The organism is Maricaulis maris (assembly GCF_049116555.1).
GTDB lineage: Bacteria > Pseudomonadota > Alphaproteobacteria > Caulobacterales > Maricaulaceae > Maricaulis > Maricaulis maris_C.
In genome coordinates this window covers 387,199-400,345 of sequence record NZ_JAGDYT010000001.1, presented here as the reverse complement: position 1 = coordinate 400,345, position 13,147 = coordinate 387,199, and the positions used below count along the sequence as shown (strand labels likewise).

The following is a 13,147-nucleotide window of genomic DNA, read 5'->3' as shown; positions in this document are numbered from 1 at the left end:
GCAGTCTCAGACCACGGTAATGAGCTCGCTGATCTTCGCCACATCGAAGATTTGTGCGACCGCGCCCTGCGCCCCCGAAATCCGGAAATCGATACCCGCCTTGCCCAGCCGGTCATTGGCCAGGATCAGCATCCCGATACCCGCTGAATCGATTGCGGGCACCGCGGAAAGATCATACTCGACCGCCTTCGCTTCAGAGCTTTCCAACTGCTCAAGCATGGCCTTGTTCGGCTCGAATTCATCCATCGTCCAGACGCCGGTGAAGCTCACACGCGTCAGGGAGCCTGTCTGGGTCATTTCACGATTCATGCTGTTCTCCTTGACGCCACCAGATAGCATTCTGAATCAGATTTGCCAGACTTTACAATCCCGGTCTCACCGCTCCAGTTCAATGTCCCAATAGAGATAGTCCAGCCAGCTCTCATGCAGGAATTTTGGCGGGAATTTGCGGCCCTGAGCCTGTAGCTCATGCATGGAGGGCCGTTGCGGCGGACGTGGTAGCGGCATGCGCGCTTCACGCGGCGTGCGACCGCCCTTCTTCAGATTGCACGGCCCACAGGCGGCGACGATATTCTCCCAGCTGGTCTTGCCACCGGCGCGACGCGGGATGACATGATCAAAAGTCAGCTGGTCCACGCCATGCTTGCCGCAATAGACGCATTTGAACCCGTCGCGGAGCCAGACATTGTACCGGGTGAAGGCGGGCGTGCGGTTCTGGTGGACATAATCGCGCAGGGCGACGACCGAGGGCACGTGCATCTCGAAACTGGGCGAATGCACGACCTCCGCATAATGCGATATCACGGCCACCCGTTCGAGGAAGACATTCTTGATCGCTTCCTGCCACGGCCAGGTCGACAGCGGCCAATAGCTCAGGGGCTGGTAGTCCGCATTCAGGACCAGACAAGGCCATCCCTGCGGCGCCCGATCAAGCACCTGCATGGCGACCTCCCCCGCTGCGGCAGGCGCGACCCTGTGGGGTGAGCCTGTCCGGGAGGGGGTGGGTATTCCGGACCACAGTCCTGAAAGCACACCTCCCATCGCGCGCAAGACGCGGATCCGCTTCAGCGAATCATTTCACATCCCACGCTCAATCAAGGTTACCCCTGTTCGCGTGTCAGTCCTATGACGGCGCGCAAGAACCTCGATGACGACGAGATGGTGTGGCTCAGCGGTAACGCCCGGCCAGGGCATTGCCGATGAATTGCCGGCCGATATCCAGCCCGTCCTCGCCAATGGAGTGCGGCAGTCCCTGGGAGATATGCCATTGCGCGCCATGGCCGGCGGCGGCGAGGTTTTCCAGCGCGTCGAACATGAAGCCCAGCGGCAGGACGTCGTCCTGGTCACCATGCACCAGCATGATCGGCGGCTTGGCGCGCATTTCTTCCTTCAAGCGTCCACCGCCCGGCAGGGCCCCGGAGAAGCCCATGATCCCGGCCACCGGCCGCTCACGGCGCAGTCCGGTCGCCAGGGACAACATCGTGCCCTGCGAGAAACCACACAGGACAAGGTCCTGCTCGGTCAGGCCATAGCGGGCCAATTCCTGGTCGATGAAGGCATCGACAATCGGCCAGGCGCTCGCCGCGCCGGCCTCGATCCGGTCCGGATCAAGATTGGAGATCGGGAACCATTGATACCCGTCCGGCGCGCCCGGCACCGGGTCCGGCGCGTTCGGCGACACCCATTGGACATGCGGCAAATCCCGGGCCCAGTGCTGGCCAAGTCCGATCAGGTCCTGCCCATTCGAGCCATAGCCGTGCAGGAAAATCACCAGCTTTTTCGGCTTCGATCCGTCGCGCGGCGCCAGGCGCGGTCCGTCAATGGGTCGGGTCATGAAGGGCTCCGTATCCGTTGCCGTCTGGATAGAGGGATGCGGGGGATGGGGGCAAGATCAGTGACCCGTTAAAAATCGGTCCGCCGAACGCCCTCCCCGGCGATCTCCGACGGATCGGTACCGCCGAGGCCCGGATACAGATCGGTCCAGTCGGGATTGTCCTGCTCGATCAGAGCAATCTTCCAGTCGCGCCGCCAGCGCTTGATCCGCTTTTCACGCGCAATCGCTTCGCCGACATCCTGATGCGCCTCCCACCAAACCAGACGGTGGACGTGAAACTTCTTCGTGAAGCCTGAAACCTGTGCCGACTTGTGCTCATACACCCGCCGCAACAGCGCATTGGTCACACCGCAATACAATGTCCCGTGGCGCCGCGAAGCCAGCAGATATACATAATACATGTTTACAATTTATATTTGCATTATGCGGATGTGTCATCCCGGGCGGAAGCCTGCGAAAGCAGGCTGAAGATCCGGGACCCATAAACACGAATGCTGCCGACACCAGGCGTATAGGTCCCGGGTCTTCGCCCCGCGTGTGCGGGGCCTACGCCCGGGATGACAAATGATTTTTTTGCACGCTTTGAGTCACACCGGTCACTTCCAGACACGCTTTGGAGCGAGTTCACAGATCTTCGCAGCCAACTCTTCCGCAGAGGCTTCAAAATACACAGCCGGATAGTGAAACGGTCGGAACCCGAGTGAGCCAATATGTCGCTCAATCCAATCGCGATGTTTCGGCGTGAAACACAAGATGGGCCCCGCCCCACTACCGGTCCATCGGGCGCTTTCCATTTCATCCCATGAAAGGAAACGTGCCGCCCCTGCCCAATGGTCAACAAGCCCATTACTGGTAATTTCGAACAACGGTCCATCAAGCTGGCGGATTTGGCGAAACTGCCACCAATAGGCCCACAGCGAAGCCGCAAACCAGCCCAAAAGCCCAACAATCGCAAAGCCGATCAACATATTCCCGAAGTCACTATCAATCAGAGCCCGCCCGAAGTGAACAACACCCATCAGGACAAAAAACTCGGAAGCGGTGCCAGAAACAAGAAAAACCAATACCCGCCTGAGGCGGAGGATTTGCGCGAATGCACTTGATACATTTGCTAACTCTCAACCAACGACCTCATCATGTTCACATACCCCGATTTTGACCAGGTGCAGAATGACCTTCACCACCCGCTTCGCTCCCTCGCCCACCGGGCATCTGCACATCGGCCATGCCTTCTCGGCCTGGACGGCGTATCGCGCGGCGTGTGAGGCAGAAGGTCGGTTCATCCTGCGGATGGAGGATATCGACACGGTCCGCTGCAAGCGGGAATTCGAACAGGTCATCCTGGACGACCTGATCTGGCTGGGACTGGACTGGGAAGAGCCCGTCAGGCGCCAGTCGGAACATTTCGACGACTATGCCCGTGTGCTCGAGCGGCTGCAGGCGCTTGGTGTCGTCTATCGCTGTTTCAAGACGCGGCGCGAGATCTTGGAGGACATTGCCCGCGCACCACACGGACCGGGTGAGGTCTATCGCGGACCGCTTGAGCCGATGACCGCGGACGAGGAATCGGACCGTCTCGATGCCGGTGAGGCCTTCGCCTGGCGGCTCTCACTAGCTCGGTGTCGCGACACGCTGGGTCCGCGCTTTGACGCGATGCGCTATCTGGAAGACGGCCAGGGCGAGCAGATTGCTGATCCCGATCCGCTGGGTGATGTCATCCTGGCGCGCAAGGATGTCGGCACCAGCTATCACATCGCGGTCGTCCATGATGATGCCCTGCAGGGCATCAGCCATGTCATCCGCGGTGAGGATTTGCGCGAGATGACACCCCTTCACGTCTTGCTGCAGACCCTGCTCGACCTGCCAACGCCGGTCTATCGCCATCACCGCCTGCTGCTGGACGCGCATGGCGAACGCTTTGCCAAACGCAACAAGTCGGTGACGCTGAAGGCCCTGCGCGAAAGCGGCATCACGCCGGACGAAATCCGTGCGAGGTTCCGCGAAGACTAGCGGCTGGCCACTTCCTCTCGCTCGGCCACGCGGCGCAGCGCGCCGTCGATCCAGCTGTATTCCCGCACGAGCACGGCGCTGCCGCGCGAACCGGCATAGGAAAGCTGACGGACCACGAAGCGTTCCTCGCGATAATGGGACTGGGCCTCGATCTCATTGCCGGACATCAGCCAGACCACCCGGTAATCCTCGCCTTCGGAGACGAGCGCCGGAAAGGCACAGATCGAGCCGCCACAGAAATAGGCAACAGAGGACGTGATCTCGCTCTCGCAATCGAGGTCCTGCGTGGCGATGGCATAGTCGGGCAGACGGTCATCATTGAGATAGGCGGTCACGCGCGGTGCCGCCTCGATCGCGGCGTCCGGACAGACCAGATCACCCTCGCTCATGGTTCGAAGATGAGCCTGGAAGGCGGACAGCGCGGCCGCCGGCAGCCCCACCTCGTCCGGCAAGGGTGCGGGATCGCGCGAACAGCCGGACAGGGCCAGGACAGCGGCAAGGCCGAGGACCGGGATCGGACGGAACAGATGTGTTGGTCGTCTCGTGCGCATGCGCGTTTTCCTTCAACGCGCCCCCTCTGCGTCCAGGCAGACTAGCCGCCCCTGCATGGGTTGAACAAGGCCATATGCCGCACTTGTGATGCCGTGCTGACGCTAGGCAGGCGCGGCACAACGCGCTATGTGGCGGTCATGTTTGTCAAAGACCTGTGGTATTTCGGCGCCCTGTCGAGCGAGCTCAAGCCGGGCCAGCATCTCCATCGCGAGCTGCTGGGCCAGCCAATCCTGTTCGGCCGCGACCATGACGGCAAGGCCTACGCTCTCAAGGATATCTGCCCGCACCGCGGCATTCTCCTGTCTGGCGGCGAGGCCCAGCAGCATGACGGCGAGACCCAGGTCGAATGCCCCTATCATGGCTGGCGCTTCCGCACCGACGGCTCGTGCGCGGCCATTCCCTCGCTGACCGCCGACCAGGCCGAGGCGATGGACCTGACCAAGATCCGCGTGCGCCGCTTCCCGGTGCATGAGGATCAGGGGCTGATCTGGATCTGGTATGCCGATGAGGACCAGGCCGACACCCCGCCCTCGATCGACCCGCCCAAGCTGGACATTCCCGAAGGCCACAAGCCCAAACTCGTCGTCCGTGACATTTTCAACTGCCATGTCGACCACGCCGTCATCGGCCTGATGGACCCGGCCCACATCCCCTATATCCATCGTCAATGGTGGTGGCGTTCGGCCAAGTCGGTTCACGAGAAGACCAAGAAGTTCGGGCCGGTCGAGCGTGGCTTCTCGATGCTGCCGCATATTCCGTCCAAGAACTCCTATCTCTATTCGCTGATGGGTGAGCCGCAGACCGAGATCCGCTTCCAGTTGCCGGGCCTGCGTACGGAATATGTGAAGGCTGGCGGCAAGCATTTCACCGGTTTTACCGCCGTCACGCCGACCAATGAGCATTCAACCGCGATCACCATTGTCGTGTATTGGGATCACTGGCTCCCGAGCATCGTGCCCAACCCGCTGATCCGCAAAGGCATCGAGATTTTCGTTGGCCAGGACCGCGATGCGGTGAATGCACAGCAGATCGGCCTCGCCTATGATCCCAAGCTGATGCTGATCCATGACAGCGATGTGCAGGCGAAATGGTATTTCGCCCTCAAGCGCGCCTGGGACAAGCATCGCGAGACCGGCGAACCCTTCAAGAACCCCGTGCGCGCAGCTGAATTGCGCTGGAGAAGCTGATGGATACCTTCCTCACAGGCCTGCTCTACATCGCCATGCTGGCGGTCGTCATCACGCTCGGCTTCGGCATTTTCAACATGTACAAGTCAGACGACAAATCGCGCTCGCGCTCGAACAAGCTGATGCGTCTGCGTGTGGTGCTGCAATTCGCCGCCGTCCTGCTCATCATCGCCATCTTCCTGGTGAAGGAAAACCTTGGCGGCTGAGGGTCGCGATCACTCGCCGAAGGCTTCGCGGGTCGCCTGATTGAAATAGGGCCCCAGCGCGCTGGTGTCGCCGTCATTGGCGGCGATGATCACAGCCCGGTCGCGATCCGGCCAGATCGTCATCTGGACCAGCCAAAGCGTGTTCGACCCGTTGTGTATCAGCCGGGGGCCATCGATCGCCCACCCCATGGCATAGTGTTCGCCAAACGGCGGGGTATGCAGGATTTCCCAGGACCCGGCATCGAGGAAACCCGTGTCTTCACCACGCGCTCCGGCCATGTGCACAGCCAGATAACGGGACAGATCCTCGAGCGACATGTGGACCGTACCGGCCGGTCCCAGAACGGGCGGATTGTCAGCCGTCGGACCGGGCGCATAGGCCGCCCGCCGCCCGAACAGGCCGGACCGGTGACCGCGCGGCTGATCGACGGTCTCGGCACTCCCCGGCGCACCAAAGCCAGCGCTGGTCAGACCCAGGGGCTGGAACACCTCACGCTGGATCAGGACTTCCCAATCCTCGCCGGTCGCCTGCTCAAGCATCGCGCCGGCCACGACATAACCGGCATTCGAATAGAGAAATTCTGTTTCAGGCGTGGCGTCCAGCTCTCCCGACAACACCATTGCCGCATAGGCGATGCGCTGAGGGGCGATATCGGCACCCTGCGCGCCCTGGGCGACAAAGCTGAACATGGCAGCGGGCCCGACATTGGACGGCAAGCCGGAGCGGTGACTGAGCAGGTGGCGGAAGGTCAGGTCGGCATAGGCAGGATTGATGTCATCCACCACGCCGCCGAGATGCTGGGCGATCGTATCATCCCAGCTGACGCGACCCTGCTCGGCAAGGCGCGCAACCAGGGTCGCTGTCATGGATTTGGTATTGGAGCCGAGATGCCAGAAATCGTCCGGCTGAAGGGCGATATCGGTATCGATCGCGCGCAGCCCGGAAAGACCCAGCTCCACGGCGTCGCCCTGCCGCGTGAGAATGGCAATTCCCGGCGCGCCGGTCCGCTCGCGGATAATGTCCGCGCCGGCCTGGATACCTCCGCCCTGGGCGTCGGCGACGGACAGTGTCACCGCGACCAGGCTCGCCGCCAGGACCGTTATTGTTTTCAGCATATTCCCCGCCCTTTCAACCCAGCCATCCTGGCGCTAAGACTGGCCCCATGGTTCGTCTCACGAAAATCTACACGCGCACCGGCGATGCCGGGAAGACCCGGCTTGGCGACATGTCGGAGACAGTCAAACACGATGCGCGGGTCGACGCCTACGGGGATGTCGACGAGGCCAATTCCTCCCTCGGCCTCGCCCGCGCCGCTCTGGGCGGCAGCGACCCGCTCGACGCGCCACTGGCCCGCATCCAGAACGACCTCTTCGATCTGGGCGCGGACCTTTGCGTGCCGGAAAGCGATACGCCACCCGATTACGAGCCGCTTCGCGTGACCGAAAATCAGGTCGACTGGCTGGAGCGCGAAATCGACCGGCTCAATACCCGACTCGATCCGCTCAACTCCTTCATCCTGCCCGGCGGCAGTGAGGCGGCAGCCCGGCTTCACCTGTCGCGCACGATCTGTCGCCGCGCCGAGCGCAAGGTCTCGGCCCTGATCGCTTCGGGCGCGCGGATCAATCCGGCCGTCCTGAAATATCTCAACCGACTATCCGATCTGCTCTTCGTGATGGCCCGGACCGCGAATGATGAAGGCCGCGCCGATGTACTCTGGGTACCGGGAAAAGACCGCGATTGAGGCCATTCTTTCCAATGCGGAAAGATCAACTTATCGACAGCCCGGTCGACAATATGTCGCAACCCCCTAAGTGTAGGCCTTCAAGTTCAGTCCATACGGAGTTACCGCATGACCCGCCTTTTCCTCGCCGCTTCCGCGGCCCTGCTCACCGCCACCGCCGCCCAGGCCGAGCCGGAGACTTTCGAATTCGACAAGACGCACACGGTCATCGAAGCCCGCTGGGACCATCAGGGCTATTCGACCATGTCGATGCAGTTCACTGATTATGAGGGCACCCTGTCGCTGGATCTGGAAACACCGTCCAGTTCGACCGTCGACATTACCTTCAACCTGATCGATGGCTTCTGGGTCGGTGCCAATCAGGACCGTTTCATCACGCACTTGAATTCCGGCGACTTCTTCGAGACCGAGGCCAATCCGACCGCCCATTTCGTGGCCACCGGCTTCGAGACCGCGAACGGCGAGGTCGGCATCATGACCGGCGATCTCACCATGAATGGGATGACTGGCCCGGTCAGTCTCGAGGTGACCCTCAACCAGGTTGGCGAGACCCGTTCCGGCGCGACCAAGCTGGGCTTCACCGCCATCGGATCACTGATGCGCTCGGAATGGGATATGGGCTTCGCCGTTCCCTACGTCTCCGACGAGATCGAACTCTTCATCTCGACAGAGCTGGTCGCGGCCGAATAGGCATGACTGCCTGACTCCCGTCAAAGCGGCGCGCCGGTCAATCTGGCGCGCCGTTTGTTTGCACGCACGCCAAGGCGAGCAATCTGAACCATCGTTAAGTTGCCAACTCCGACCGGGACGCTACAGATGTAGCACGCCACGGAGGACGCCATGCTTCGACCCCTTGCTACAGGGCTTGCTGCTCTGCTTTGCCTGAGTAGTGTCAGTTTTGCGGTTCAGGCCCGAACCGCCCCGCCATCACAGGCACCCGCGACAACGACCCAACAACAACTCGATGCCTGGCTTGACGCTCAGCCACTTTTTTCCGGCAGCGTCGCGATTGCCCGTGATGGTGTTGTCCTGGCTCGCCGCGATATCGGATGGGCAGATCGGGAGGCCGCGCGCCCGATCACGTCCGACACCGTGTTTTCCATCGCCTCAGTTGGCAAGATGGTGACAGCCATAGCGATCCTCCAACTGGAAGCCGAAGGTCGTCTCAACCTGGATTCGCCCGTCTCGGACTGGCTGCCGGAGTTCCGCGAAACCCTGGATGCCGTTGTGACGATCGATCATCTCCTGACACACACATCCGGTCTGCCGCGCCTGTCCGGATTTGATGACGCCACACTCGACCGACTGACGTCGAACGCCGACATGGTCGACCTGCTGACGCCTGATCAGCTCCGTTCGAGCGGGCCGGACGGGTTCGCCTATCGCAATATCAACTTCATTCTGCTCGGCGAGATCGTCGCGCGGGCGAGCGGTACCAGCTATGAACGTTTCATCGCCGAGCACGTCTCATTGGCTGCGCAAATGGGTGGCCCCCATTTCATTCGCGACGATCGTCCGGGCAATCATCAGATTGCCCGCGCCTATCTGCCCGTCGACTATCAGACCTGGTGGGATAGCGAGGATGCGGTCGAGGGGTCCAATCCGGACGATTATCACTTCACCACGCCGCAAGTGACCCCGCTTGCAGGCGGCGGCAGCTATGCCAGCACCGATGACATGCTGGCTCTGGCAACTGCGCTGCGGCAGGGCGACCTCGTCGCGCTGCCCGCGCTGGCGGCGGCCTGTGGTCTCGCAGAAACCGAGATGGGCGCGCGAGGCTATGGCCGGGGCTGTTCATGGCGCAATGACAGCTATGGCCATCGCCTCGGACATACCGGGTCGACCGCCGGCGTGCAGGCTCGCTTCTTTGTCTATTGGGAAGCCGGCATTGATGTCGTTGTGCTCTCCAACCATGAAGGCCAGGCCGCACCGGTTTTCAGTGTCATCGACGCGGCCATAGCTGACGGGACTCTGATTACCGATTTGCGTTGACGGCCTCACCTGGGCCGCGAGGGGCCTGTCCGGCGGACAGGCCCCTTTTTGCTGACCGATCGGATCAGCGCCGCGTCTCGGGGCTGGACCAGAGACACAGGGTCAGAATGGCAAACAGGCTTGTCACGGCAATCGACAGTCCTTCCAGCTCATCCACCGGCACTTCATCGATGAAAATGGTTTCCGTCCGCCAGATCACGGAGTTCGTCCAGAACATCCAGATCAGGAAAAGTGTGACGGCGAATGTGAGGAAGGCCAGGAAGAGGCGCCCACTCAGGCGGAGTGGTCCTCGGCCGGTCGGGCGCAAGGCCAGGGTGCGCTTGCCGGCGACGCGGCCGGCCACAAGCCAATAGACCCAGAAGAGGCCGGCAGCGCCGACTCCCCAACTGACCCAGGCGAGCTGGTGTGTCAGGGAAACCGCCTCATCACACCGGGCAGCACCGGCTTCGCTGTCCATCAGGCCGAGCCAGGCACAACTCAGATCAAAGTCCAGTTGTGCGCCCGAGGTCGCATTGGTGAGGAAGTAGAAGCCGTCCCCGGTTTCGGGGCGGATGTAGATCTGGCCGTTCCACGAAGAATTGTTTCCCCCGTGTCCATAGAGTGTCCCTTCGGGAGTCTCCCAGCGCGTGTAACTCATGGCGAACCCCGGATTGGGATCGGTCGGCGCGAAGGCCTGCTCCAGGCTGTCGGCGGTCAGCACGCCGCCGCCCGTCATGTGCGCCAGGAGGAACATCTCGAGGTCGCCGCCCGAGGCATAGCCGCCTGCTGCCGTCAGCGCGACATCACGCAGGTCCTCGATGGGCTGGCGATAGTAATTGAAGGCCTGCGACACGGTCGGCAGCCGCGACGCGTCGAAGCCGGACGTTGTCATGCCAAGCGGATCGAGGACACGCTGGCGGGCTGCGGTGTCGAAATCCTGCCCGGTCACTGTTTCGACCAGCATTTGCAGCAGCACAAAGCCGCCGCCAGAATATCGCCTGACCTCGCCGGGCTGATAGACCACCCGGAGGGGAGCGAAATTCTCGCTGAGATCGACGGCATCCGCGGGCTGTTCTTCATGCGCGCCCCAACCCCCATAGCCCGGCTGATTGGTGCCCGCCGTGTGCTGAAGAAGGCGCCGGACCGTGACCGCTTCCGGGGCATGCTCCCCATAATCCGGCTCATAGGCCAGATCATAGGTCGACAGGGGTGCGTCCAGATCGATTACCCCGTCCTGTGCCAGGCTGAGGACCGTCCAGACCGTCAGGGGTTTGGAGATCGATCCGAGGTTGAAAGCCGTCGCGTCCGTAATCGGTAGACCGGCACCATCCGAGCGGCCTTCACGCGCCTGCCAGACAATCTCGCCGTCCCGGATCACGCCAGCGGCTACGCCGGCGATCGAGTAGCGCTGCATCGCGTGCTCCAGAACACCATCCAGATGCACCGCGATGTCTGCGTCGGAACTCCCGGGCTCGAGGCTGCGGATTTGCCGGAGTCCGATCGCCGACCAGCAGGCACTCACAACAAGAACAGCCAGGCAAACGGCTCTCAATTTCACAAGGGGCGACATTCCAATTCCTTCCCGCCTTCACGTTGGCGATACCAACTACTATGCATTGCTATATATCTTGCTAAGCCGATACACAAGCCATAGGAAGGGAGCCATGATCAGCGGGGCAGAAACGCATGACCGGGACTGATATGGAGGAAATTCTCGACCGCTGGAGCTCTCAGGCTCGCAAGGGGTATTTCGAGATGTTGCTGCTCGCCCGCCTGAAGGCAGGGCGCGCCTATGGCTACCAGATTGTCGCGGCCCTGAAGCAAGCACCCGGCTTTGAAAACCTGGCCGAAGGCACGGTCTACCCGGTGCTCACGCGCATGAAAAAGGACGGACTCGTCACCGCTGAATGGGTCGCGGACGATACCGGCCCTCCACGCAAGTACTATACGGTGACCGACCTGGGCGAACGAACGCTCGATGCCATGCACGAAATCTGGCGCCGCATGGACGAAGTCCTTCTGGCACAACCCGCAAAGGAGGCGTCCTGATGCGCATGACCCTGGAGCTTACGACGCGCGAAGCCCGCCGCCTCTGGGCGGATTTCCTGAGACGGCTGGACTGGACCAATCGGGATCTGCCCGGTCCGGAGCGCGCCGAAGCCAGAGCCGAGGCGATCGCCCATATCGCCGAAGACATGGCCGTACTGGACTTGCCCGCCGAGGCGGACCGTTTGCGGGAAGCCCTCGCCCGGTTCGGGGTTCCCGCTGCGCCGCCGCCCGCCTGGCGAAAACCCCTCGCGATTATCTTGCATTACCTGGCCATCATGGTGATGGGGGCCAGTGGCCTCGTTATCCTGATCCTGCTGCACATGACTTTGATGGAAGCGCTCAACCCGGCCTCGGTCGGCCTTTACATGTATCCCGGTGATAATGTTCTGACTCTCTCTTACGAAGCCCAGGACGGCGCGCGTGAACTCCTCGGCGGCTGGTTCATCCCGACCTTCCTGATGATTTCGGCACTGGGGAGCACCGCCCTTTACGGCCTCTGGCACGTGGCGCTCTCACCGACCGGGCCGGTTTCGCGCTGGATGCGGCCCTGAGACCAGGCGGGCGATGGCCCGGCCCTGCAAAGCGGTCGACAAGGAAACGTACCGAAACATCTAAATGCTGCCAGCTGACCTCGTCGCAAAGGGCGCTATGTCGCGTGCCAAGGCGGCTGACTGATCCAATAAAGTCAGCATGGCAACACATACCGACTATACCGTAGCTGCGAATTGACGCGGGCGTAAGCCAGCGGGATGCATTGACTTACCGCACTGGCGAAGGCAGGTTCCCGGCCTATTCTTGTCAGGTGCGCGAACCTTGTTCCGCGCGCGGCCAACCGGAGCCCCAGCATGAAGATTCTCGTCCCCGTCAAACGGGTCGTCGATTACAACGTGAAGGTCCGCGTCAAGCCCGACCAAACGGGCGTCGACCTCGCGAATGTCAAAATGTCCATGAACCCCTTCTGTGAGATAGCGGTCGAAGAAGCGATCCGTCTCAAGGAAAAGGGCGTGGCCGAAGAGATCGTCGTGGTCTCCATCGGGCCGGCCCAGGCCCAGGAGACGATCCGTACGGCCCTGGCCATGGGCGCCGATCGCGGCATTCTGATCCAGACTGATGATGCGGCCGAGCCGCTCGCCATTGCCAAGCTCCTGAAGGCTGTGGTCGACGAAGAGGGCCCGGAAATCGTCCTTCTCGGCAAACAGGCCATTGATGGCGACAACAACCAGACCGGCCAGATGCTCGCTGCATTGCTGGACTGGCCGCAAGGCACCTTCGCCTCGGAAGTCGAGATTGCCGACGGCAAGGCCAAGGTCACGCGCGAAATCGATGGCGGATTGCAGACCCTGTCGCTCTCACTGCCGGCCGTGATCACCACTGATCTGCGCCTCAACGAGCCGCGTTATGCGTCGCTGCCAAATATCATGAAGGCCAAGCGCAAGCCGATCGACACCAAGACACCGGCTGATTATGGCGTCGACACTGCGCCGCGCCTGACCGTTATGAAGGTGACCGAGCCGCCCAAGCGCGAAGCCGGCATCAAGGTCGAGAGCGTCGCCGAACTGGTCGACAAGCTGAAAAATGAAGCGGGAGTGATCTGAC

17 protein-coding genes are annotated in these 13,147 nt (G+C 61.8%); 9 read left to right on the top strand and 8 right to left on the bottom strand.

The window, feature by feature from the left end; translation table 11 throughout:
* Nucleotides 1–6: 6 nt before the first annotated feature.
* The 5 genes from JXQ94_RS01790 to JXQ94_RS01770 form a co-directional block, all read right to left on the bottom strand.
* Nucleotides 7–309, bottom strand: a complete 303-nt coding sequence (locus JXQ94_RS01790; RefSeq protein ID WP_421922113.1) for an STAS domain-containing protein — start codon at nt 307–309, stop codon at nt 7–9.
* 66 nt (nt 310–375) lie between these two features.
* Nucleotides 376–942, bottom strand: a complete 567-nt coding sequence (locus JXQ94_RS01785) for an HNH endonuclease (RefSeq protein ID WP_421922112.1) — start codon at nt 940–942, stop codon at nt 376–378.
* 226 nt (nt 943–1,168) lie between these two features.
* Nucleotides 1,169–1,834, bottom strand: a complete 666-nt coding sequence (locus JXQ94_RS01780; protein ID WP_421922111.1) for an alpha/beta hydrolase — start codon at nt 1,832–1,834, stop codon at nt 1,169–1,171.
* 68 nt (nt 1,835–1,902) lie between these two features.
* Nucleotides 1,903–2,235, bottom strand: a complete 333-nt coding sequence (locus JXQ94_RS01775) for a GIY-YIG nuclease family protein (RefSeq protein ID WP_421922110.1) — start codon at nt 2,233–2,235, stop codon at nt 1,903–1,905.
* Between the two features lie 195 nt (nt 2,236–2,430).
* The gene (locus tag JXQ94_RS01770; protein ID WP_421922109.1) at nt 2,431–2,898 is read right to left on the bottom strand and encodes a hypothetical protein; all 468 of its coding nucleotides are present in this window, start codon (nt 2,896–2,898) and stop codon (nt 2,431–2,433) included.
* Nucleotides 2,899–3,004: 106 nt separating this feature from the next.
* Here JXQ94_RS01770 and gluQRS point away from each other — a divergent pair, with 106 nt between their 5' ends.
* Nucleotides 3,005–3,844, top strand: a complete 840-nt coding sequence (gluQRS, locus tag JXQ94_RS01765; protein ID WP_421922108.1) for a tRNA glutamyl-Q(34) synthetase GluQRS — start codon at nt 3,005–3,007, stop codon at nt 3,842–3,844.
* On the opposite strand, the gene JXQ94_RS01760 is transcribed toward gluQRS, so the two are convergent.
* Nucleotides 3,841–4,395, bottom strand: coding sequence for a hypothetical protein (locus JXQ94_RS01760; RefSeq protein ID WP_421922107.1), 555 nt, complete (start codon nt 4,393–4,395; stop codon nt 3,841–3,843). The two genes, gluQRS and JXQ94_RS01760, sit on opposite strands and share 4 nt — an antisense overlap.
* Before the next feature lie 138 nt (nt 4,396–4,533).
* Here JXQ94_RS01760 and JXQ94_RS01755 point away from each other — a divergent pair, with 138 nt between their 5' ends.
* Together JXQ94_RS01755 and JXQ94_RS01750 are read left to right on the top strand one after the other, a co-directional pair.
* Entirely contained in the window at nt 4,534–5,583 is a 1,050-nt protein-coding gene (locus JXQ94_RS01755; RefSeq protein WP_421922106.1) for a Rieske 2Fe-2S domain-containing protein, read from the top strand.
* The gene (locus tag JXQ94_RS01750) at nt 5,583–5,789 is read left to right on the top strand and encodes a twin transmembrane helix small protein (RefSeq protein ID WP_421922105.1); all 207 of its coding nucleotides are present in this window, start codon (nt 5,583–5,585) and stop codon (nt 5,787–5,789) included. The genes JXQ94_RS01755 and JXQ94_RS01750 overlap by 1 nt, the downstream gene beginning before the upstream one ends.
* Before the next feature lie 9 nt (nt 5,790–5,798).
* On the opposite strand, the gene JXQ94_RS01745 is transcribed toward JXQ94_RS01750, so the two are convergent.
* Nucleotides 5,799–6,905, bottom strand: coding sequence for a serine hydrolase domain-containing protein (locus JXQ94_RS01745; protein ID WP_421922104.1), 1,107 nt, complete (start codon nt 6,903–6,905; stop codon nt 5,799–5,801).
* A 47-nt stretch (nt 6,906–6,952) separates the two neighbouring features.
* On the opposite strand from JXQ94_RS01745, the gene JXQ94_RS01740 reads away from it, so the two are divergent.
* The 3 genes from JXQ94_RS01740 (at nt 6,953) to JXQ94_RS01730 (ending at nt 9,523) form a co-directional block, all read left to right on the top strand.
* Nucleotides 6,953–7,531, top strand: coding sequence for a cob(I)yrinic acid a,c-diamide adenosyltransferase (locus tag JXQ94_RS01740; RefSeq protein ID WP_421922103.1), 579 nt, complete (start codon nt 6,953–6,955; stop codon nt 7,529–7,531).
* Nucleotides 7,532–7,639: 108 nt separating this feature from the next.
* On the top strand, nt 7,640–8,221 hold the full coding sequence (locus tag JXQ94_RS01735) for a YceI family protein (protein WP_421922102.1): 582 nt from the start codon (nt 7,640–7,642) through the stop codon (nt 8,219–8,221).
* A gap of 150 nt (nt 8,222–8,371) precedes the next feature.
* The gene (locus JXQ94_RS01730) at nt 8,372–9,523 is read left to right on the top strand and encodes a serine hydrolase (RefSeq protein WP_421922101.1); all 1,152 of its coding nucleotides are present in this window, start codon (nt 8,372–8,374) and stop codon (nt 9,521–9,523) included.
* A gap of 64 nt (nt 9,524–9,587) precedes the next feature.
* On the opposite strand, the gene JXQ94_RS01725 is transcribed toward JXQ94_RS01730, so the two are convergent.
* Nucleotides 9,588–11,072 (bottom strand): serine hydrolase domain-containing protein, encoded by a 1,485-nt coding sequence (locus JXQ94_RS01725; protein ID WP_421922100.1) that lies wholly within the window; start codon nt 11,070–11,072, stop codon nt 9,588–9,590.
* 116 nt (nt 11,073–11,188) lie between these two features.
* Between JXQ94_RS01725 and JXQ94_RS01720 the strand changes: the two genes are divergently transcribed.
* The 3 genes from JXQ94_RS01720 (at nt 11,189) to JXQ94_RS01710 (ending at nt 13,146) form a co-directional block, all read left to right on the top strand.
* Entirely contained in the window at nt 11,189–11,551 is a 363-nt protein-coding gene (locus JXQ94_RS01720; RefSeq protein WP_421922099.1) for a PadR family transcriptional regulator, read from the top strand.
* The gene (locus JXQ94_RS01715) at nt 11,551–12,102 is read left to right on the top strand and encodes a hypothetical protein (protein ID WP_421922098.1); all 552 of its coding nucleotides are present in this window, start codon (nt 11,551–11,553) and stop codon (nt 12,100–12,102) included. The genes JXQ94_RS01720 and JXQ94_RS01715 overlap by 1 nt, the downstream gene beginning before the upstream one ends.
* 294 nt (nt 12,103–12,396) lie before the next feature.
* Nucleotides 12,397–13,146, top strand: a complete 750-nt coding sequence (locus JXQ94_RS01710) for an electron transfer flavoprotein subunit beta/FixA family protein (protein ID WP_421922097.1) — start codon at nt 12,397–12,399, stop codon at nt 13,144–13,146.
* The last annotated feature ends 1 nt before the right edge of the window (nt 13,147 follow it).